General features: G+C 72.1%; 18 protein-coding genes. 12 read left to right on the forward strand and 6 right to left on the reverse strand.

The window, feature by feature from the left end:
- Window positions 1-10 precede the first annotated feature (10 nt).
- Genes qcrA through JSQ78_RS03020 form a run of 3 tightly spaced genes read left to right on the forward strand, consistent with a single transcriptional unit; the run spans window position 11 to window position 3,810 of the window.
- Window positions 11-1,123, forward strand: a complete 1,113-nt coding sequence (qcrA, locus tag JSQ78_RS03010; protein ID WP_245569483.1) for a cytochrome bc1 complex Rieske iron-sulfur subunit — start codon at window positions 11-13, stop codon at window positions 1,121-1,123.
- Window positions 1,120-2,712 (forward strand): cytochrome bc1 complex cytochrome b subunit, encoded by a 1,593-nt coding sequence (qcrB, locus tag JSQ78_RS03015; RefSeq protein ID WP_211449289.1) that lies wholly within the window; start codon window positions 1,120-1,122, stop codon window positions 2,710-2,712. Before qcrA ends, qcrB begins: the two co-directional genes overlap by 4 nt.
- Before the next feature lie 60 nt (window positions 2,713-2,772).
- Complete coding sequence (locus JSQ78_RS03020) at window positions 2,773-3,810, forward strand: LLM class flavin-dependent oxidoreductase (RefSeq protein WP_211449290.1); 1,038 nt, start codon at window positions 2,773-2,775, stop codon at window positions 3,808-3,810.
- Here JSQ78_RS03020 and JSQ78_RS03025 read toward each other — a convergent pair.
- On the reverse strand, window positions 3,807-4,982 hold the full coding sequence (locus JSQ78_RS03025) for a phosphotransferase family protein (RefSeq protein WP_211449292.1): 1,176 nt from the start codon (window positions 4,980-4,982) through the stop codon (window positions 3,807-3,809). The genes JSQ78_RS03020 and JSQ78_RS03025 overlap by 4 nt on opposite strands.
- Window positions 4,983-5,041: 59 nt before the next feature.
- Between JSQ78_RS03025 and JSQ78_RS03030 the strand changes: the two genes are divergently transcribed.
- On the forward strand, window positions 5,042-6,094 hold the full coding sequence (locus JSQ78_RS03030) for an FUSC family protein (RefSeq protein WP_211449294.1): 1,053 nt from the start codon (window positions 5,042-5,044) through the stop codon (window positions 6,092-6,094).
- Here JSQ78_RS03030 and JSQ78_RS03035 read toward each other — a convergent pair.
- Window positions 6,052-6,567 (reverse strand): hypothetical protein, encoded by a 516-nt coding sequence (locus tag JSQ78_RS03035; protein WP_211449295.1) that lies wholly within the window; start codon window positions 6,565-6,567, stop codon window positions 6,052-6,054. The genes JSQ78_RS03030 and JSQ78_RS03035 overlap by 43 nt on opposite strands.
- 34 nt (window positions 6,568-6,601) lie before the next feature.
- On the opposite strand from JSQ78_RS03035, the gene JSQ78_RS03040 reads away from it, so the two are divergent.
- The gene (locus tag JSQ78_RS03040; protein ID WP_211449296.1) at window positions 6,602-7,066 is read left to right on the forward strand and encodes an HD domain-containing protein; all 465 of its coding nucleotides are present in this window, start codon (window positions 6,602-6,604) and stop codon (window positions 7,064-7,066) included.
- Window positions 7,067-7,081: 15 nt separating this feature from the next.
- On the opposite strand, the gene JSQ78_RS03045 is transcribed toward JSQ78_RS03040, so the two are convergent.
- From JSQ78_RS03045 to JSQ78_RS03060, 4 genes are read right to left on the reverse strand one after another with little or no spacing between them, the layout of a single operon-like run.
- Window positions 7,082-8,149 (reverse strand): lipid II:glycine glycyltransferase FemX, encoded by a 1,068-nt coding sequence (locus JSQ78_RS03045; protein ID WP_211449297.1) that lies wholly within the window; start codon window positions 8,147-8,149, stop codon window positions 7,082-7,084.
- Window positions 8,150-8,174: 25 nt separating this feature from the next.
- Entirely contained in the window at window positions 8,175-9,227 is a 1,053-nt protein-coding gene (locus JSQ78_RS03050) for a lipid II:glycine glycyltransferase FemX (RefSeq protein WP_211449298.1), read from the reverse strand.
- A complete protein-coding gene (locus tag JSQ78_RS03055; RefSeq protein ID WP_211449299.1) occupies window positions 9,224-10,312 on the reverse strand; it encodes a lipid II:glycine glycyltransferase FemX in 1,089 nt (362 codons plus the stop codon). Before JSQ78_RS03055 ends, JSQ78_RS03050 begins: the two co-directional genes overlap by 4 nt.
- A 29-nt stretch (window positions 10,313-10,341) precedes the next feature.
- Window positions 10,342-11,118, reverse strand: a complete 777-nt coding sequence (locus JSQ78_RS03060; protein WP_211449301.1) for an EI24 domain-containing protein — start codon at window positions 11,116-11,118, stop codon at window positions 10,342-10,344.
- Window positions 11,119-11,165: 47 nt separating this feature from the next.
- Between JSQ78_RS03060 and JSQ78_RS03065 the strand changes: the two genes are divergently transcribed.
- The 7 genes from JSQ78_RS03065 (at window position 11,166) to JSQ78_RS03095 (ending at window position 19,876) form a co-directional block, all read left to right on the forward strand.
- Window positions 11,166-12,104, forward strand: a complete 939-nt coding sequence (locus JSQ78_RS03065; protein ID WP_249295852.1) for a DMT family transporter — start codon at window positions 11,166-11,168, stop codon at window positions 12,102-12,104.
- A 55-nt stretch (window positions 12,105-12,159) separates the two neighbouring features.
- On the forward strand, window positions 12,160-12,417 hold the full coding sequence (locus JSQ78_RS03070; protein WP_211449303.1) for a DUF7218 family protein: 258 nt from the start codon (window positions 12,160-12,162) through the stop codon (window positions 12,415-12,417).
- 27 nt (window positions 12,418-12,444) lie between these two features.
- Window positions 12,445-12,972, forward strand: coding sequence for a DUF6328 family protein (locus tag JSQ78_RS03075; protein ID WP_211449305.1), 528 nt, complete (start codon window positions 12,445-12,447; stop codon window positions 12,970-12,972).
- A gap of 235 nt (window positions 12,973-13,207) precedes the next feature.
- Window positions 13,208-15,517, forward strand: coding sequence for a choline BCCT transporter BetT (gene betT, locus JSQ78_RS03080; protein ID WP_249295853.1), 2,310 nt, complete (start codon window positions 13,208-13,210; stop codon window positions 15,515-15,517).
- A 154-nt stretch (window positions 15,518-15,671) separates the two neighbouring features.
- A complete protein-coding gene (locus JSQ78_RS03085) occupies window positions 15,672-16,853 on the forward strand; it encodes a MalY/PatB family protein (protein WP_211449307.1) in 1,182 nt (393 codons plus the stop codon).
- On the forward strand, window positions 16,850-18,133 hold the full coding sequence (locus JSQ78_RS03090; protein WP_211449309.1) for an O-acetylhomoserine aminocarboxypropyltransferase/cysteine synthase family protein: 1,284 nt from the start codon (window positions 16,850-16,852) through the stop codon (window positions 18,131-18,133). Before JSQ78_RS03085 ends, JSQ78_RS03090 begins: the two co-directional genes overlap by 4 nt.
- Window positions 18,134-18,226: 93 nt before the next feature.
- Window positions 18,227-19,876 carry a TIGR04028 family ABC transporter substrate-binding protein gene (locus tag JSQ78_RS03095; protein ID WP_211450481.1) on the forward strand — a complete coding sequence of 550 codons (1,650 nt, stop codon included), beginning with the start codon at window positions 18,227-18,229 and terminating at the stop codon, window positions 19,874-19,876.
- Window position 19,877: the final 1 nt, after the last annotated feature.

Here is a 19,877-nt window from a genome sequence, read left to right on the forward strand (position 1 = left end):
GAGGAACAGCATGTCGGCTGAAGACCAGTCGGCTCCTAGCGAGCAGAGCGTCGTCGCCTACGACCGTGGCGCAGCGATCGAGCAGTCGGACGGCTTCACGAACCCGGGCCTGCCGCCGCACCGGCCGCGCCAGACCGACCTCCACCCCGAGAAGGAGCGCCGCGCGGAGCGGCAGGTCGTCGCCTGGTTCCTGATCTCGATGCTCGGCTCGGTGCTCGCGATCGTCGCGTACATCGCGCTGCCGATCGAGCCGGGCAACATGGCGAGCGTCCGGGCGAACAACCTCTTCCTCGGCCTCGCGATCGCGCTCGCGCTGCTCGCCGTCGGCATCGGCGGCATGCACTGGGCGCGCCAGCTCATGAGCAGCCACGAGGTCGTCGAGGAGCGGCACCTGTCGCGCGGCTCCGAGAAGAGCCGCGCCCGCGCCGTCGAGATCTTCCAGCTGGGCGACCAGGAGTCGGGCTTCTCGCGCCGCACGCTCATCCGCAACACGCTCATCGGCGCCGTCGCCCTCATGCCGCTGCCCGCCATCGTGCTCTTCCGCGACCTCGCGCCCGCCGAGGACGCCGTCGAGGCGATCGCGCACACGATGTGGACCTCGGGCGAGCGCCTCGCCCTCGACCCGACCGGCACGCCCATCCGCGCGGACGACGTCACGATCGGCTCGGCGTTCCACGTGATCCCCGAGTCGCTCAAGGACATCGGCCACAACGAGGGCTACCTCGACAAGAAGGCGCTCGCCGCCGTGCTGCTCGTCCGGCTCCCCGTCGACCGCCTCAAGGAGGCCCCCGGCCGCGAGGGCTGGTCGTACGACGGCATCGTCGCCTACTCCAAGATCTGCACGCACGTCGGCTGCCCCGTGGCGCTGTACGAGCAGCAGACGCACCACCTCCTCTGCCCGTGCCACCAGTCGACGTTCGACGTCACCGAGCACGCGAAGGTCGTCTTCGGCCCCGCGAAGCGGCCGCTCCCGCAGCTGCCGATCACCGTGGACGACGAGGGCTACCTCATCGCCCAGCGCGACTTCACCGAGCCCATCGGCCCGTCGTTCTGGGAGCGCCTGAACCACATCGACCCGGACCACGTGCCGGTGTCGGCCGCTGAGACGGAGACCCGCGCATGACCGCGACCGCCACGCGCCCCAGCCTCACCGCGAAGGCGTCGAACTACCTCGACGAGCGCACCAGCATCTCGACCCTCGTGGCGACCCTGGGCCGGAAGGTCTTCCCGGACCACTGGTCGTTCATGCTCGGCGAGATCATCCTGTACTCGTTCGTCGCGATCCTGCTCTCGGGCACGTTCCTGACGTTCTTCTTCGAGCCGTCGATGACCGAGGTGCACTACAACGGCTCCTACGTCCCGCTCAAGGGCGTCGCGATGTCGGCGGCATACGCCTCGGCCCTCGACCTGTCGTTCGACGTGCGCGGCGGCCTGCTCATGCGCCAGCTGCACCACTGGGCGGCGCTGCTGTTCATCGCCGCGATCGGCCTGCACATGCTGCGCGTGTTCTTCACGGGCGCGTTCCGCAAGCCGCGCGAGATCAACTGGGTCGTCGGCTTCATCCTGTTCATCCTCGCGCTCGCCGAGGGCTTCACCGGCTACTCGCTCCCCGACGACCTGCTCTCGGGCAACGGCCTCGCGATCATCAACGGCATGGTCAAGGGCATCCCGATCGTCGGCACCTGGATCTCGTACCTGCTCTTCGGCGGCGTGTTCCCGGGCGACGACATCGTGCCGCGGCTCTTCGTGCTGCACATCATGCTGCTGCCGGCGCTCGTGATCGCGTTCATCGGCATCCACATGGTGCTGCTCGTGGTCAACAAGCACACGCAGTTCGCGGGCCCCGGCAAGACCAACGACAACGTCGTGGGCGCGCCGATCATGCCGCTGTTCGCCGCGAAGGCCGGCTCGTTCTTCTTCATCGTGTTCGGCGTGCTCGTCGCGATCGCCTCGACCTTCACGATCCTCCCGCTGTGGGAGTACGGGCCCTACGACCCATCGCCCGTCTCGGCCGGCACGCAGCCCGACTGGTACATCGGCTTCGCCGACGGCGCCCTGCGCCTCATGCCGGGCTGGGAGACCGAGATCTTCAACTGGACGATCTCGTGGAACATCCTCGTGCCCATCGCGGTGCTCGGGCTGTTCATCGTGATCGTGATGATCTACCCGTTCATCGAGCAGTGGATCACGGGCGACGAGCGCGAGCACCACATCGCCGAGCGCCCCCGCAACAACCCGACGCGCACGGCCATCGGCGCCGCCGGCGTCTGGTTCTACGCGATCATGTGGGCGGCTGCCTCGTCCGACCTCATCGCGACGCACTTCCGCCTCAACGTGTTCCACGTCACCTACGCCCTCCAGGCGATGCTCATCGTCGGCACGGTCGTCGTGTACTGGCTCACGAAGCGCATCGCGCTCGGCCTGCAGAAGAAGGATCGCGAGATCCTGCTGCACGGCTACGAGAGCGGCCGCATCGTGCGCCGCCCCGGCGGCGAGTACATCGAGGTGCACCAGCCCCTCGACGAGTACGAGGCGTGGAAGCTCAAGGCCTACGAGTCGTACGCGCCGGTCATGGTGCGCCCGAACGCGAAGGGCAGGATCACGCCGGCGACGCACCTGCGGGCAGCGCTCACCCGCTGGTTCTTCGAGGACCGCGTGAGCCCCGTGACGCCGCGCGAGCTCGAGATCGCCAAGCGGCACGACGACCACTAGGTCGGCGACCGAGACGGAGGGCCCGGGATGATTCCCGGGCCCTCCGTCGTTGTCCCCGGCATGCCCCTCGACTTCGGAGTCCACACGTTCGCCGCCGTCCCCGAGCAGGACGGCGCGCCGATCCCCCACTCGCGCGTGCTCCGCGATGTCGTGGCCGAGGGCATCGCCGCCGATCGCGCCGGGCTGTCGTTCTTCGGCGTCGGCGAGCACCACCGCGCCGACTTCGCGGCGAGCGCGCCCGAGATCGTCCTCGGCGCCCTCGCGAGCGTGACCGAGCGCATCCGCCTCGGTACGGCCGTCACGGTGCTGTCGTCGAACGACCCCGTGCGCGTGTTCGAGCAGTTCTCAACCCTCGACGGCATCTCGAGCGGCCGGGCCGAGATGATCGTCGGCCGCGGCTCGTTCGTCGAGTCGTTCCCGCTGTTCGGCTACCGGCTCGAGGACTACGAGGCGCTCTTCGACGAGCGGCTCGAGCTGCTCGCCGAGCTCGTGAAGGAGGAGCCCGTCACGTGGTCGGGCCGGCTGCGCTCGTCGCTCACCGAGCAGCGCGTGCACCCGCGCTCCCACGCGGCCGAGCACGGCGGTCGCATCCCCGTGTGGGTCGGCGTCGGCGGCACGCCCGACTCCGTCATCCGCACCGCTCGCCACGGCTTCGACATGATGCTCGCGATCATCGGCGGCAGCCCCGCGCAGTTCGCGCCCTTCTCGGGGCTCTACCGGCGCGCGATGGAGCAGTTCGGGCACTCGGGCGGTCGCGTCGGGATGCACTCCCCCGGGCTCATCGCCGAGACGGACGAGGAGGCGAAGCGCATCCTCATGCCGCAGTGGATGGTCTACCGCAACCGCATCGGGCGCGAGCGCGGCTGGGGCGACGCGACCGAGCGCGAGTTCGACGCGAGCGCTGCCGAGCACGGCGCCATCTTCGTCGGGAGTCCCGAGACCGTCGCGCAGAAGATCGTCTGGGCGGTCGAGACGCTCGGCGTCGAGCGATTCGACCTCAAGTACGACTCGGGCACATCGCACGAGGACAACCTGCGCTCGATCGAGCTGCTCGGCACCGAGGTCGTGCCGCGCGTGCGCGCCATGCTCGACCGCTAGGCGGGCGGCGCGCCGAGCACGGAGGCGGCGCGCTCGAGCAGCCGCTGCGCCGCAGCCGCCCCGCGGTCGTCGCCGCGGCCGGCGTTCGCGAGCGCATGGCCCAGCAGGTGCGTCGCTGCGATCGCGGTCACGCGCTCGTCGCCGCGCCAGCCCGACTGCAGCTCGTCGGCGAAGGCCGCGAGGGCCGCGACCCCCGGCGAGCCGGTCTCCCGCTCGACCGACGACACGACGACGTGCCCGAAGAGCGCCCCGCGATCGTCGGCGGGGTCGCCGAGCCCCGCGGTGTCGATGTCGAGGATGCCCGTGATGCGCGACGGGTCGTCCTCGGCGACGAAGATCTGGCCCAGGTGGAGGTCGCCGTGGATCGTGACGGGCCGGGGCACGCTCGTCGCGGCGTAGCGCTCCGCGATCATCGCGGCGAGCCGCGAGGTCTGGCGCGCGAACACCGGCGCCGTCTCCTCCATCCGCTCGGCGTACCAGTCGACCCGCCGAGCGAGCGACTCGCGCGCGCCGACCGTCACCGGCACCTGGGCGATGTGCTGGGTGAGCTCGTCGAGTCCGCGCGCGAACCGGGCGCGGTCGATGCGCTCGAACACGTCGATCGCCGGCACCCCGGGGAGCTCCCCGAGCAGCACGAGGCCGGCGTCGGAGAAGCCGATCGACCGCGGCACGGGCACGCCTGCGGCGCGGAAGCGCTCGTGCAGGTCGTGGATGGTCGCGGCGAGCGACGGCTGCACGACCTTGGCGAACCAGCGCTCGGTCGCGGTCGCGACCTGCAGCACCGCCCGCTTGCCGGGGCGGTAGGCCTCCATCCGCAGCTTCGCGCCCTCGGCGGCGATGCCGAACTTCGCGAGCACGACGCCCGCGGCCTCCGGGTACGAGACGGCCGGCAGGGACGGCAGCGACGGATCCTGCGGGTACACCCACGCGGTGAGCCGGCGGCCCGCCGCATCGAGGAGCTCGACGGTGTGCTCGTCGACGGGCGCGCTCGGCGAGGTGTTGACGTAGATCGTCAGTCGCTCGATCGCGTCCTCGCGCGTGCGGACGCCGCACGCGTAGCCGACCACGAAGCCCTCGCTGACCGGCTCGACATCCTTCTGCTGGAAGTCGACGAGCTCCCTGCCGCTCTCGGCGACGAGCCTCGAGAGCACTCCGGCGGGATTGTCGAGCATGGGCCCCATCCAACACCCCGGCAGCCGGGCGTGCGCCGAGAGATGCGTATCGTGGATCCATGCGGTGGCTCGAGCGGTTCACGACCGGCGAGCAGGAATCGTGGCTGCAGGTGCTCAAGGTCGCCGTCGCGATCGTCATCGCCTGGGCGGCGAGTCGGCTGCTGCTCGGCATGGAGCTGCCGATCTTCGCGGCGATCGCCGCGCTGCTCGTCGTCGCGCCGAGCGTCAACCAGTCGCTCGGCAAGGGCATCGGGCGCTCGGTCGGGGTCATCGGCGGTGTGCTGCTCGCGTGGCTCGCCACGCTCGTCCTGCCCACGACGGGGCTCGTCGTGCTCTCGGTGTCGCTCCTGGGCGTCGTGCTCGCGCGACTCCTGCGGCTCGCGCCGATGGCCGCGAACCAGCTGCCGATCAGCGCGATGGTGCTGCTCGCGCTCGGCGCGGGCACCGGGCCGCTGTTCGGCTTCGAGCGCGTCGTCGAGACGATCATCGGCGCGGTCGTGGCGCTCGTCATCAACCTCGTCGTCGTGGCGCCCGTGCACCACGAACCGGCCGAGCGCTCGATGCGCGAGCTCGCCCACGCGGTCGCCGACGCCTTCGAGCGCATCGCCCACGCCCTCACCGTCGCCGACGCGGAGCGCGGCGAGGCGATGCTCGCCGAGGCGCGCGAGCTGCGGGCCGGCATCAAGCGCACGCGCGCTGCCATGGACGCGCTCGAGGAGTCGACGCGCCTGAACCCCAGGGCGCGGCGGCTCAGCGACCGCATCGAGCGCGACGAGCGGCTGCTGCTCACGCTCACGGTGCTCGTGAACCGCGCGATCGGGATGACGCGCACGATCGTCGACCGCTTCGACGCATCCCTCGTCGACGACGCGAGCGTGCGCCGCATCGCGGGCGAGTCGCGCCGCATCGCCCGCGAGGTGCGCGTGCTCGTCGACCGGCAGGCGCTCGAGGACGGGCGCACGACGACCCTGCCCGCGATCGAGGGGCCGGGCTTCACCGCACCCATCGCCGTGCCCCGGCCGCACCCGCAGCACTGGGTGCTCATCGGCGCGCTGCTCGAGGACGTGCGTCAGGCGCGGGAGTCGCTCGAGGCGGGCGCCGAGGGCGCGTAGGGCGTCAGCCACTGGAGGCGCCAGAACTCCTCGGCGGTCAGCTCGAACGAGTGGGTGTCGATCGCGACCGCTCGCCGCACCGCGTCGGGGTCGATGTGGGCGCGCGCGAGGATCGAGACTGCGCTCTGCCCGAGCAGCGACGACCTGCCGTAGTGGATCGCGACGATGTCGGGCGTCGCGGGCGTGTCGGAGACGACGTACGCGCTCGAGAGCAGCCGCGAGCGGCCGAGCATGCGCCACGAGAAGTGGCGGCCGGCCCAGAGCGCCTCGGCGATCACCTCGCGGTCGCCCTTGTCGGGCCGGTGGTACTCGTAGACCTCGCGCAGCTGCAGCGGCGAGCTCTGCACGAGCTCGAAGGTCACTCGCGGGTTCTTGCGCTCCGTGTGCGTCCAGTACGGGAAGGTCGTCGCCCGGATCGCCCACGTGCCGCGCAGCAGGCGAGCGAGCTCTGCGGGGTCGGCGACGCGTGACATGCGATCAGGATAGCCGCCGGATACCCTCGAGAGCATGGTGGACGGTGACCTGCTGCACGCGATCTCGGTGGCCGCGCGCGCCTACGAGGGCCGCACCGACCGGCAGGGCGAGCCATACGTCGCCCACGCCATGCGCGTGATGCTCGACGTCGAGGGCGACGAGGCGCGCACGGTCGCGATCCTCCACGACGTGCTCGAGTGGGGCTCGATCACCGCGCAGCAGCTCGTCGGCGAGGGGTTCCCGCCGCGCGTCATGCGCGCGATCGATGCGATGACGCGCCGCGACGAGGAGCCGCTCAAGACCTGGATGGCACGCATCCGGGGCGAGGAGCTCGCGCTCGAGGTCAAGCGCGCCGACCTCCGCGACAACGCGCAGCAGTGGCGCCTCGACTCGATGCCTGACGCGGCGACGCGCGAGAGGATGCTGCGGAAGTACCGGCGCTCGGCCGAGCTGCTCGGCACGACGCTCGACGAGATCTGCGGTCGCGAGGTCAGCTGAGCTCGCGGGTTCCGGCTACCAGATGCCCCACGGGCGGCGCCGCACCCGGCGCTCGATCGGCAGCAGCAGGCGCAGGAAGAGCCGGTAGCGGCGCGTGTCGAGCACGAGGTCGTGCGTCGGCAGGTGGTCGACGATCGGCCCGAAGACGCGCTTGAAGACCCCCGGCCCGTGCAACCGGTGCGACGTGTCGTCCGCTTGCCACGAGGGCGGCGTCGCGTAGGCGTCGTAGACCTCCGCGCCCTGCGCCTTGAACCACTGCATCGCCGTCCAGCGGATGAGGTGCGCGCCGCCGCGGATCGCGCGGTCGGGCACCGAACCGCCGTCCTTCGCGAGGGCGAAGCGCCCGAAGCGGATCATGAAGGCGGATGCCTGGGGCCCGTCGTGCGCGCCGTCGTACCCGAACCAGAAGTGGCCGCTCCCTTGCGCGACGGCAGCGCTCCACATGGTGCGGTAGTACTCGAAGGGCTTCATGCCCTCGACGCCCTTGCCGCCCGAGACGGTCTGCATGAGCGCGTACATCGTGCGGTACGTCTCCTCGCCGGGCTCGACCTTCTCGACGCGGTAGCCGTTGCGCTCGGCGTAGCGGATGTGGTTGCGCAGGCTCTTCTTGAAGCCGGCGAAGATCTCGTCGACCGGGCGGGTGAGGTCGACGAGCACCGTGTAGGTGTTCTGCTGCACGGGGTTCGCCGCGCGATAGCCGCTCGCGGCGAGCGCCTGTCGGCGCTCGGGGGTGTCGACCTCGAACGGCTCGACCTTGACGGCGTAGACGCCCTTCGCCGCGCCGTCCTTCGCCGCGCGGATCGACTGGGCGATCGCGCCGAAGTGCTCGAACGACGCACCGGGCCCGGTCGCGAAGTACCAGAATCGGCCCGCGAGCGAGCGGTGCTCGAGCGCGAGCGCGAAGACGGTCTCGGGGCCCTCGAGCACGAGGTGCCGCGGGTGGAGGCGCTCGGTGCGCTTGACGATCGCGTAGGCGCTCGACTGCGTCCACTGGCCGCCGTCCGGGTTCGTCAGCACGAGTGCGTCCCAGTCGGCGATCTCCGCCGCGGTCGCGTCGCGGAGCGCGAAGCCCGACCCCTGCATCATTCCTCCATCACCAGCTGGACCATCACCAGACACCCGTGTACCGCTTCTTCACTCGCCACTCGACGGGCCGCACGTACTTCTGCCACACCCGCTGCGCACCGGGCCGCAGCACGAGGTCGTGGCTCGGCGCGAAGTCGACCACCTCGCCGAACTGCTGCTTGAAGCGGCTGAGCCCCGCCATCCAGTGGTCCGGGTCGTCCTTCGCCCACGTCGGCGGTGCGCCCATCATGTCGAGGCCCGCGAAGCCCCGGTCGCGGTAGTGCTTGACGCGCGTCCAGCGGCCGAGATGCGCGCCGCCCTCGATGAGGCGGTCGGGCCGCGAGCCCTCGTCCTTGTCGATCGCGATGCGGCCGAACGGGATCGTGAAGGTCACCGTCTGGGGCCCGGCGCCGCCGTCGCGGCCGAGCCACCAGTCCGCTTGCCCGCGCTTCGTGAAGGCGCGCCAGATCGTCTTGTAGTAGTCCTCGCCGCGCATGCCGGCGAGGCCCTGCCCGCCGCGGATCGTCTGCATCCGCTGCCACGCGAGGTCGAAGAGCGCCTCGTCGCCCTCGACGCGCTCGACCGTGAAGCCGTCGCGCTCCGCGCGGCGGATGAGCTTCCGCGCCGTCTTCGAGAACGACGCGAGGATCTCCTCCTCGGTGCGCTCGAGGTCGATGATCACCGTGTGCGTGTGGAGCTGCACGTCCTCCGCTTGCGCGAGCCCGGCATCCGCGAGCATCGAGAGCGACGCCGCGTCGCGCGGGAGCCTCGGCTCGAGCTTGACCGAGATGAGCCGTGGGTGCTCGCGCTCGACGAACTCGCGCGTCGCGCGCACGACCGCGGCCATGTCGGGGTGGAAGGGCGCGCACGGGAAGTACCAGAAGCGGCCGATCCAGGCGTTCCGCTCTAGCGCGAGCGCGTAGACGGGCTGCTCCGCGTCGAAGACGAGGTGGTGGGTCTCGAAGCCGTCCCAGCGCTTGAGCTCGGCGAACGCGAGCGTCTGGGTGAACTGGCCGCCGTCGGGGTTCGAGAGCACGAGCTCGTCCCAGTCGCGCAGCTCCGCCTCGGTCGCCCGTCGCAGTCGCATGTCGGTCATCGCAGCGTGTCCGGGCCCTTCTTGATGCGCCACTCGACGCGCCGCACGACGCTCTCCCACACGCGGTGGCGCACGGGGTGCAGCACGAGGTCGAACGACGGCAGGAAGCTCGAGATCGGCCCGAAGCGCAGCTTGAACTGCGCGAGGCCGTGGAACGGATGCGTCGGGTCGTCGGCGCGCTCGGGCGGCGGCGTGCCGGCGAGGTCGAAGGCGAGCTTGCCGTCCGCGATCGCGTCCTGCATCGCCGTCCACAGCAGCAGCGCCGAGCCGCCGTTGATCTTCCGGTCGGGGCGCGAGCCGCCGTCCTTGTAGACGGCCGTGCGGCCGGCGGTCGTGACGAAGATGCCGGCCTGGGGGTCGTCGGAGTCGTCGTCGTAGCCGAAGTAGAAGCGGCCGGTGCTGGCCTTGGCGAACTCGCTCCAGAAGCGGTCGTAGTAGGCGCGCTCGCGCATGCCCGCCATGCCCTTGCCGCCCGCGACCGTGAGCATCATCGCGTGCATGCGGTCGAAGGTCTCGGGGCTCGGCTCGGGCCGCTCGACGCGGTAGCCCTTCTTGATCGCGCCGCGCACCTGCCGGCGGATCATCTGCGAGAACGACGCGAAGAGCGCCTCCTCCCCCTGCGCGAGGTCGAGCACGACGGTGTGGGTCATGACCTGCATGTCGCGGCTCTGCTCGAGGCCGAGCGCGACGAGCTCGTTGATGCGCTCGGCGCTCCGCTCGAGGTGCGGCTCGATCTTCACGACGAGCAGGCCCGGCTCGGCCTTCGCGAACTCGCGGAGCGCCTCGACGACTGGTGCCATGTCGGTCGCCGTCGGCCCCATCGGCAGGTACCAGTAGCGGCCGAGCGACACCTTCCCCTCGAGCGCGAGGGCGTGGATGCGCTCGGTCGGCTCCCCGGTCGGCGTGCTGGCGGGCAGCGGGGCATCGATGACGAGGTGCACGGGCTCGAGCCCGTCGAAGCGCTTGGTCGCCGCGAACGCGCTCGACTGCACCATGTGCCCGCCGTCGGGGTTCGCCTCGATGAGCGCATCCCACTCGACGATCTCGCCGGGGGTCGCGCGACGGACGGCAGCTGCAGCGGGCATGGAACCTCTCGGTCGGGGGATCCCCCAGCCTACGACGAGGGCAAGGGGGCGGTCGTCGGCTCGCCGCGCAGGTCGCGCACGAGCAGGGTCGCGCCGACGACCGCGACGGGGGTCGCGACGACCGCGACGCCCGGCACGAGCAGCAGCAGGTACGCGACCATGCCGAAGCCCGTCGAGCGCCAGCGGTGCGCGGCGAGCAGCGCGCGGCGCTCGTCGAGGCTCAGCCCGCGGGCGTCGCCCGCGTAGCCCGTGAGCTCGCGCGCGAGCGCCCGGCCGCCGAGCACCGCACCCACGACGAGGCCGAGCACCGTGCCGACGAGCGGGATGAGCCCGACGAGGAAGACCACGAGCGCCGTGCCGATCGCCATGCCGATGAGCACGACCGCGTCGCGCAGCCCCTTCGCCGCCGATCGCCAGAAGCCGAGGTCGGTCGCCTCGCCCGCGCGGCCGAGCCGCTCGTCGATCTCGCGCGAGATGCGCTCGTAGAAGGGGTCGCCGACGGCGAGCGTGATGGCGGCGAAGGTCAGCACGCACAGCACGATGACGCCGACCGTGAGCCCGAGTGCGAGGGCGACGCGGAGCGCGCCCGCCCAGCCCGGATCCCAGCCGTCGGCGAAGGGGGTGAGCCACGTCGCCCAACCGCCCACCTGGAAGCTCACGACGATCACGACGGCGAGCATGAGCGCGCCGACGATGAGCGCCGGCACGGCGCCGAGCAGCATGAGCCGCGGGTCGCGCGCCCAGGTGCCGAAGCCGCGCAGCAGCAGGCCGGCGCCGGCGAGCAGCTCGGAGATGCGATTGCCCATGCCGCCATGCTCGCACGCGGCTGCCCTGCTCCTGCTTAGGATCGAGGGTGCCCGAGCCCGCCGCCCCGCCCCGCGCGATCGGCGTGCCGGGCGCATCCCACGCGATCGCCGTGCTGCTCGCCGCGGTGCTGTGGGGCACGACCGGTACCGTCGCGCACTTCACGCCCGCCGGCTCGTCGCCGCTCGCGATCGGCCTCGCGACCTTCGGCATCGGCGGCGTGGTGCTCGCGCTCGTCTCGGCGCGCCGCGTGCTCGGCGTGCTCCGGCAGCGCGCGCACCTCGGCTGGGTGCTCGCGGGCGCGGCGGGCGTCGTGCTCTACCCGACCGCGTACTACCCGTCGATGGCGCTCGCGGGCGTCGCGGTCGGCAACGTCGTCGCGCTCGGCTCCGGCCCGATCTTCGCGGCGCTGCTCGAGTGGGCGGTCGATCGCCGTCGACCCGATCGCCGCTGGAGCCTCGCGACCGCGCTCGCGCTCGTCGGCATCGTGCTGCTCACGGTCGGCGGGCACGGCGGAGCCGCCGCGGCCGACGCGTCGGCGGCGCTCGCCGGGGTCGGCCTCGCGCTCGCCGCCGGCTCCGGCTACGCGCTGTACGCGTTCGCGGGCGCCCGCATCATCGGTCGCGGCGAGCCCGCGTCGGGGGTGATGGGCGCACTCTTCCTCGTCGGCGGTGCCGTGTGCCTCGGCTGGCTCGCGATCGTCGGGCTCGGCCCACTCGTCGCGCCCGCGGGCATCCTCACCGTCGCGTACCTCGCGCTCGTGCCGATGGCGCTCGCCTACCTGCTGTTCGGCTACGCCCTGCGGGCGCTCACGTCCTCGAGCGCGACGACGCTCGCGCTCGCCGAGCCGGTCGTGGCGACGGTGCTCGCGGTGCTCGTCGTCGGCGAGCGGCCGAGCGCGGTCGGATGGCTGGGGCTCGCGGTCGTCGCGGCGGGCATCGCGCTGCTCGCGCTCCCCTCCCCGCGCTCGTCCAGCCGACCGGCGTAGCATCGCCGCCCACCGGCGCCCGAATCGGTCGGGCACGCAGCGCGAGGAGGATCGGATGCCGAACCCGAGCATCAAGGACGAGGAGCTGTACCGGAAGCTCAAGGACGAGGGGAACTCGTCCGAGAAGGCTGCCAGGATCGCGAACGCTGCAGCGCGCGACGGGCGCGAGCAGCTCGGCCAGCGCGGCGGCGACGCGGAGCGCTACGAGGACCGCACGGTCGACGAGCTGCGCGACCGCGCGAAGGAGCTCGGCATCGAGGGCACCTCGAAGCTCAAGAAGGCCGAGCTCATCGACCGGCTCCGGAACCACTGACGCCGAGCCGGAGGCAGGATGCCGACCATGGACGGCGGCGCGGGAGCACCGGCCAGGGACGGGCGGCGCGGGCGCGATGAGACGCGCGAGGAGCGCGCCGATCGGAACTTCGCCGACATCCTCCAGGAGCTCCGCGTCGTCATGACGGGCACGCAGCTCATCTCCGGCTTCCTGCTCGCGGTCGCCTTCCAGTCGGGCTTCCGCGACCTCGACGCCGACGAGGTGCAGCACTACCTCGTGCTCGTCGCCCTCGCGGGGCTCGCGACGCTGCTCGGCCTCACGCCCGTGCTCGTGCACCGCCTGCACTTCCGGCAGCGCATGAAGGAGCAGATCGTCCGCTTCGGCAACGTGCTGCTCATCATCACGCTCGTCGTCGTGTCGCTGCTCGTCGTGGCGGTGACGAGCTTCATCTTCGAGGTGGTCGTCTCGCCGACGGCCGGGCTGTGGGCGTCGATGCTCAGCGGCGTCGTCGTCGTGGCGCTCTGGATCCTCGCGTGGGCGGTGCGGCGCGAGTCGGCGCGCAGCGGCGCCGACGGATCAGCGGCCGGCGGGTGATCGGGCCCGCCGCGGGTGGCGTACCGTGGGAGGTCGAGCGACGACCCTGCACGGCGAAGAGGAGCCCGCGGGTCGCGAGCACCGGGGCACGCAGAGCGCGCCCATCGCGGGGCCGGATCGCAGCGATCCGCCGCACGCCAGTCGACCGCCGAGCGGGACTGGGCAGCGCCGAGCGCCCCGTGCGTGAGTGAGAGGGTTTCGAGCAGTGGGAGCAGGCAGCAGGGACGGCCGGGGCATGGACGACGGCCGAGGCATGGATCACGGCCGAGGCACGGATCCCGGCACAGGCGTGCACGATGCCGCGGGGGCCGACGCGCGTCGCGCGACGCCGCATCCGCCCATCGAGCGGAGTCGCTTCGGCGGCACCGAGCGGCCGCTGCACGCGGCCGACTTCGCTCCCCCGACGTCGCGCAGCGATCTCAGCAAGGGGCCGTCCGAGCTGATCAGCGAGCCGCGCCCGAAGGTGCACTGGCCGGTGCTCATCGTCTCGTCGGCGATCATCCTGGCCTTCTCCGCCTGGGCGATGCTGACGCCTGAGACGGCGAAGGACACGATGCTCTCGGTCGTCACGTGGATCGCCACGAACCTCGGCTGGTACTACGTGCTGACCGTCACGCTCGTCATCGGCTTCGTGCTGTGGGTCGCGCTCGGCAAGGAGGGCAGCGTCCGGCTCGGGCCGGATCACTCGCGGCCCCAGTACAACCTCTTCACGTGGGTGTCGATGCTCTTCGCCGCCGGCGTCGGCATCGACATGCTCTTCTACTCCGTCACCGGTCCCGTCGCGCAGTACCTCGACCCGCCGTCGGGCGAGGGCATGACGACGGCGGCCGCGGGCGAGTCGGTCGTGTGGACGATGTTCCACTACGGGATCGCCGGCTGGTCGATGTACGCGCTGCTCGGCATGGCGATGGGCTACTTCGCCTACCGCTGGGGCATGCCGCTCTCGATCCGCGCGGCGCTCTACCCGCTGCTCGGCAAGCGCGTGCGCGGGCCGCTCGGCGACGGCATCTCGGCGATCGCCCTCATCGGCACGGTCTTCGGCGTCGCGACCTCGATGGGCATCGGCGTCGTGCTGCTCGGCGTCGGCTTCTCGACGCTCTTCGGCTTCCCCGAGGGGCTCGCGCTGCAGATCGCGCTCGTGCTCGTCGCGGTCGTGCTCACGATCGGCGCGACGACCTCGGGCGTCGACAAGGGCATCCGCTGGGTCTCGGAGCTCAACCTCTGGAGCGCAGCGGCGATGATGCTCTACATCCTCGTCACCGGGCAGACCGCCTTCCTGCTCAACGCGCTCGTCGAGAACATCGGCCGCTTCCTCGTCACGCTCCCCGAGCGCACGCTGCAGACCTTCGCGTACGAGCCCGACGGCGCCGAGTGGATGGGCGGCTGGACGCTCTTCTTCTGGGCGTTCTGGCTCGCGTGGGGCCCGTTCGTCGGCGTCTTCCTCGCCCGCATCTCGCGCGGCCGCACGCTCCGCGAGTTCGTCATCGCGGCGATCACCGCGCCGGTGCTGTGCGACTTCATCATCGTGTCGCTCTTCGGCAACTCGGCGATGTGGGAGGTGCTGCAGGGCAACACCGCGTTCGCAGAGCTCGCGGTCGCGAGCCCGGAGGAGGGCTGGTACGCGCTGCTCGGCATGTTCCCCGGCGCGCTGTTCCTCATCGGCCTCGCGACGCTCTCGGGCCTGCTGTTCTACCTGACGAGCGCCAACTCGGGCGCGATGGTGATGTCGAACTTCTCCTCGTCGATCCCCGACCCGTCGCAGGACGGCCCGAAGTGGCTGCGCATCTTCTGGGCGTTGCTCACCGCGCTGCTGACGATCGCGATGCTCGTCGCGGGCGGCGTGACGACGATGGAGTACGCGACGCTCATCTTCGCCCTGCCGGTGACGATCATCGCCTACCTCGTGATGCTCTCGTTCTCGAAGGTGCTGCGCATGGAGCGCGCCGAGCGGGAGGGGCGGGTGCTGCGCAGCCGCGCCATGGCCGCGACCGGCGGCCGCATGCCGGAGCGCTCGTGGCGTCAGCGGCTCGAGCGCATGCGCGCGTTCCCCTCGGAGCGGCAGGTCGAGCAGTTCCTCGACCGCTCCGTGCGGCCGGCGCTCGACGATGTCGCCGCCGAGTTCGTGCGGCAGGGCTACGAGGTCGACCAGCACACCGTGGCGGGCGAGGCGGGCGTCGAGGAGCCGGTGCTGGTCGTGCGCATGGAGGCGGAGCAGCGCGACTTCCAGTACCAGGTCGCGATGGTCGAGGCGCCCGTGCCGATGGTCACGGGCCGCATGTCGCGCGAGACCGACGTCTACTACCGGCTCGAGGTCTTCACCCAGACCGGGTCCGGCGGCTACGACCTCGTGGGCCTCACGAAGCAGCAGATCATCGACGACGTGCTCGACCGCTACGAGGCGCACCTCGGCTTCCTCGCCTACTCGGCAGAGACCGACGCGGCCTCGGTGCTCACGCCGCGCATCCCGCCCGCGACGGTCGCGCCGCCCGAGCTGCCCCCGGCATCCTCCGACGACGCGGAGGACGACGGCGACACGCGCGTGTGACGGCGCCGGGCGCTGCCGCCCTCCCTCCTCGGGGTGCTGCCGTCCGGGATCGAGCGTGCGATCGACGAGTGCGTTTCGCCGTGTTACTCCGCGGAGTGGCCGGCGCGGCTCGGCCACTGCGAGGGTGGCGTCCATCGGCACGGAGGAGGCGGCGATGGGCGCGCAGGCATGGGACGGGATCAGCAGGGCGGCGCTCGAGCGGCCCTCGAGCCGCAAGTGGAGCCTGCACCCGGGCACGATCGGCGCGTGGGTGGCGGAGATGGACTTCGGCACGGCACCGCCCGTGCGCGCGGCGCTCGAGCGAGCGGTGCGCGACGACGTGCTCGGCTACCTCGCGCCGGCGACGGCAGCGGAGCTCGGCGAGGCGACGGCGGCGTTCCAGGCGCGCGAGCACGGTTGGAGGGTCGACCCCGAGCGCGTGCACGCGGTCTCCGACGTCATGGCGGCGCTCGGCGTCGCCGTGACCGAGTACTCCGCGGAGGGTTCCGCCGTCATCGTGCCGACGCCCTCGTACATGCCGTTCCACACCTACCTCGCGACGCTCGGCCGCGAGGTGCTCCAGGTTCCCGGCGTCGTCGATCGCGGCCGCTGGCGCCATGACCTCGAGGGGATCGATCGCGCGTTCGCCGCCGGTGCCGGGACGCTCGTGCTCTGCAATCCGCACAACCCGACCGGCACCGTCGTCCCGCGCGACGAGCTCGAGGCGATCGCGCGCATCGTCGAGCGGCACGGCGGGCGCGTGTTCGCCGACGAGATCCACGCGCCCATCCGCTTCGACGGGCGCGCGCACGTGCCCTACGCATCCGTCAGCGCCGCGGCCGCGGCGCACACGATCACGGGCACGAGCGCGTCGAAGGCGTGGAACATCGCCGGGCTCAAGGCGGCGCAGCTCATCACCTCGAACGACGCCGACGAGGAGCGCTACCGCCGCTTCGGGTTCGCCGTCGCGCACGGCGCGTCGACGCTCGGCGTCATCGCCTCGACGGCCGCCTACCGCGACGGCTCGGCGTGGCTCGCGGAGACGAACGCCTACCTGCAGCGCAATCGCGACGTCCTCGCGCGGCTGCTCGCCGAGCGGTTGCCCGAGGTGCGCTGGAGCCCTCCGGAGGCGACATATCTCGCGTGGCTCGACGTCGGCGCGCTCGGCCTGCCGGGCTCGCCGGCAGCGGCGCTCCGCGAGCGCGCGAGCGTGACCCTCACCGACGGCGCGCTGTGCGGCTCGGGCTTCGACGACCACGTGCGGCTCGTCTTCGCGACCCCCGCGCCGGTGCTCGAGGAGGCCGTCGACCGCATCGCGGCAGCGGTGCGGCCGCTCGCCGCGGTGCGCTCACGATGAGCGCGGGCTGGGGCTTCGAGACCAGGCAGGTGCACGCCGGCGCGGTGATCGACAGCGAGGCCGGCGCGCGGGTCACGCCGATCTACCAGAGCGCGGGCTACGTGTTCGAGAGCTTCGACGAGGGCGCCCTCCGCTTCGCCGGGCAGAGCGCGCAGCGCGCGTACTCGCGCAACGACAACCCCACGAACGTCGTCGCGGCTCGACGCATCGCCGACCTCGAGGGCGGCGTCGACGGCGTGCTCGTCGCGAGCGGCCAAGCAGCGATCGCCGCGGCGCTGCAGGCGCTCGCCCGCGCGGGTGACCACGTGCTGACGACCGATCGGCTCTACGAGGGGACGCGCGAGATGGTGCGCGGCTCGCTCGCTCGCGCGGGGCTCGAGTTCGAGGCGCTGCCGATCGACGCCGATGAGGAGCGCTGGGTCGCAGCCGTGCGGCCGACCACCCGCGCCATCTACGCCGAGTCGATCGCGAACCCGCTCGGCGAAGTGGCCGACCTCGCGCTCCTCGGTCGCGTCGCCGCGCGCACCGGGGTGCCGCTCGTCGTCGACAACACCGTCGCGACCCCCTACTTGTGCCGCCCCCTCGAGCATGGCGCGGCCGTGGTCATCCACTCGACCTCGAAGTGGCTCGGCGGCCACGGCTCCGTCATCGGCGGCGCGATCGTCTGGGGCGACGGCTTCGGCTGGTCGCCCGAGCGCTTCCCGCACCTGCACGAGCCGCGACCGCACGGCGCGCCCTCCTTCGCGGCGCGATTCGGCGGCTCCGCCTATGGCGCTCACCTGCGGGCGGTGACGGTGCTCGAGCACGGGCCGACGTTCCCGCCCACGAGCGCGTTCCTGCTGCTCCACGGCATCGAGACGCTGTCGCTGCGCATGGAGCGGCACGTCGCGAACGCGCACGCGGTGCTCGCCGCGCTCGAGCCGCATCCCGCCGTCGCGCGCGTGCACTACCCGGGCGCGGCGGGCGATGCGCGCGCCGACGTCGCGGAGCGGATGCTCCCCCGCGGGGCCGGCTCGATCGTCTCGATCGAGCTCCACGGCGGGCGCGACGCCGCGCGCGCGTTCCTCGACCGGCTCCGCCTCGTGAGCCAGATGACGCACATCGGCGACGTGCGCTCGCTCGCGATCCACACGGGCAGCACCATCCACGGGAAGCTCGAGGAGCACGAGCGGCTCGCGCTCGGCATCACCCCGGGGCTCGTGCGGATCTCGGTGGGCATCGAGCGCGCGGAGGACATCGTGGCGGATCTGCAGCAGGCGCTCGGCGGCCTCGAGCCCTGAATGTGACGGCGTGTGTCGTTGCACCGTGCGCCGGGAGCGGCGATCGGTTCTACTTTGATCAAACCCAAGCACGGCTTATGGAGGTAATCCGTGATCCGCACCCGCTCCCGCACCGGCGCCGTCATCGCCGTCACCACCGCATCCGCCATCGCGCTCAGCGCGTGCTCCTCGAGCGCCGCCTCGCCCGACGCGTCCGACGGCGGTGCCGCGGCGGGCGGCACGCTGACCTACCTCGAGCACCAGGCGTACACCTCGCTCTACCCGCCGGCGGCCGGCTTCTACCCGAACGGCGCGCTCGTCAACAACGTGACCGCTCGCCTGCTGCACCAGGACCCCGCGACGCTCGAGCTCGAGCCCTGGGTCGCCGCTGCGCTGCCCGAGGTGAACGAGGACGCGACCGAGTACACCTTCGACCTGCGCACCGACGTCACCTACTCCGACGGCACCCCCGTCACGGCCGAGAACGTGGTCGCCAACTTCGACCTGTTCGGCCTCGGCGACCCCTCGCGGGCGCTCATCGTCTCGGAGGCGATCAACAACTACGAGCGCGGCGAGGTCGTCGACGACGACACCGTGCGCTTCCACTTCAGCGCCCCCGCCCCCGGGTTCGCGCAAGCGGTGTCGACGATCAACTCCGGGCTGCTGGCGGATGCGACGCTCGAGCGGGACTCGGAGGGCTTCGGCCCGGGGAACGCGGCCGAGATCATCGGCGCGGGCCCGTTCGTGGTCGAGTCCGAGCAGGTGGGCACCTCGATCCGCCTCGCCGCGCGCGAGGACTACGCGTGGGCGCCGCCGTCGGCGGCCGTGCAGGGGCGCCCGCAGCTCGACGCCGTCGACATCGTGATCGCCCCCGAGGACAGCGTGCGCATCGGCTCGCTCGTCGCCGGCCAGGCCGACATCGCGCGGCAGGTCGAGCCGCAGCACGAGGCGCAGGTCGCCGCCGCGGGTCTCGAGATCGTCGCTGCGCAGACGAACGGCGTGAACAACGGCTTGAGCTTCCGCTTCGGCCACCCGCTGCTCGCCGACATCGCGGTGCGGCGGGCGCTCATCGCCGGCATCGATCGCGAGGAGCTCGTCTCGTCGATCTTCTCCGAGGGCTACCCGCTCGCGACCTCGTCGCTCAGCCGCACGGCGCTCGGGTACGCCGAGCAGGCCGACGCGTATGCGCACGACCCGGCGCTCGCCAACCGCCTGCTCGACGAGGCCGGGTGGCAGGTCGGCGCCGACGGCATCCGCTCGCGGGATGGGGAGCGGCTGCGCCTGGTCGTGAACGAGGCGCTCCCCCAGCCGCGCTCTCGCGACGTCATCACCCTCATCGCGCAGCAGCTGCGCGAGATCGGCGTCGAGCTCGAGCTCTTCCAGGGCGACCAGGCGGCGCAGACCGCGGCGTCCGCCGACATCGACCAGATCCAGATCTACCACTCGATGGTCGGGCGAGCCGACTTCGACGTCATCAAGAGCCAGTTCTCGATCGCCAACCGCAACACCCTGCAGAACGACGACGAGAGCGGCGCGCCGATCGACGCAGAGCTCGAGTCGCTGCTGCAGCGCGTCGCATCGGAGCCGACGACCGAGGGGCGCGCCGCGGCATCCGCAGCCGTGCAGGCGCGCCTGACGGAGCACGCGTACGTGCTGCCGTTCTTCGAGGAGCCGCAGGTCTACGGCGTGCGGCCGGGCGTCGACGGCTTCGCGACCGAGTCGGTCGGGCGCCCCGACTTCTCGGGCGTCTCGCTCGAGGGCTGAG

Origin of the sequence: Agrococcus sp. Marseille-Q4369 (genome assembly GCF_018308945.1) — a bacterium.
Taxonomy (GTDB): domain Bacteria; phylum Actinomycetota; class Actinomycetes; order Actinomycetales; family Microbacteriaceae; genus Agrococcus.

What these genes read in the sequence shown, in the direction of transcription:
- JSQ78_RS03035 (WP_211449295.1), bottom strand. Translation starts at nt 6,567, where the DNA reads ATGTCACGCGTCGCCGACCCCGCAGAGCTCGCTCGCCTGCTGCGCGGC.
- betT (WP_249295853.1), top strand. Translation starts at nt 13,208, where the DNA reads ATGGACGACGGCCGAGGCATGGATCACGGCCGAGGCACGGATCCCGGC.
- JSQ78_RS03050 (WP_211449298.1), bottom strand. Translation starts at nt 9,227, where the DNA reads ATGACCGACATGCGACTGCGACGGGCGACCGAGGCGGAGCTGCGCGAC.
- JSQ78_RS03070 (WP_211449303.1), top strand. Translation starts at nt 12,160, where the DNA reads ATGCCGAACCCGAGCATCAAGGACGAGGAGCTGTACCGGAAGCTCAAG.
- qcrB (WP_211449289.1), top strand. Translation starts at nt 1,120, where the DNA reads ATGACCGCGACCGCCACGCGCCCCAGCCTCACCGCGAAGGCGTCGAAC.
- JSQ78_RS03055 (WP_211449299.1), bottom strand. Translation starts at nt 10,312, where the DNA reads ATGCCCGCTGCAGCTGCCGTCCGTCGCGCGACCCCCGGCGAGATCGTC.
- qcrA (WP_245569483.1), top strand. Translation starts at nt 11, where the DNA reads ATGTCGGCTGAAGACCAGTCGGCTCCTAGCGAGCAGAGCGTCGTCGCC.
- JSQ78_RS03090 (WP_211449309.1), top strand. Translation starts at nt 16,850, where the DNA reads ATGAGCGCGGGCTGGGGCTTCGAGACCAGGCAGGTGCACGCCGGCGCG.
- JSQ78_RS03045 (WP_211449297.1), bottom strand. Translation starts at nt 8,149, where the DNA reads ATGCAGGGGTCGGGCTTCGCGCTCCGCGACGCGACCGCGGCGGAGATC.
- JSQ78_RS03060 (WP_211449301.1), bottom strand. Translation starts at nt 11,118, where the DNA reads ATGGGCAATCGCATCTCCGAGCTGCTCGCCGGCGCCGGCCTGCTGCTG.
- JSQ78_RS03025 (WP_211449292.1), bottom strand. Translation starts at nt 4,982, where the DNA reads ATGCTCGACAATCCCGCCGGAGTGCTCTCGAGGCTCGTCGCCGAGAGC.
- JSQ78_RS03020 (WP_211449290.1), top strand. Translation starts at nt 2,773, where the DNA reads ATGCCCCTCGACTTCGGAGTCCACACGTTCGCCGCCGTCCCCGAGCAG.
- JSQ78_RS03075 (WP_211449305.1), top strand. Translation starts at nt 12,445, where the DNA reads ATGGACGGCGGCGCGGGAGCACCGGCCAGGGACGGGCGGCGCGGGCGC.
- JSQ78_RS03040 (WP_211449296.1), top strand. Translation starts at nt 6,602, where the DNA reads ATGGTGGACGGTGACCTGCTGCACGCGATCTCGGTGGCCGCGCGCGCC.
- JSQ78_RS03085 (WP_211449307.1), top strand. Translation starts at nt 15,672, where the DNA reads ATGGGCGCGCAGGCATGGGACGGGATCAGCAGGGCGGCGCTCGAGCGG.
- JSQ78_RS03030 (WP_211449294.1), top strand. Translation starts at nt 5,042, where the DNA reads ATGCGGTGGCTCGAGCGGTTCACGACCGGCGAGCAGGAATCGTGGCTG.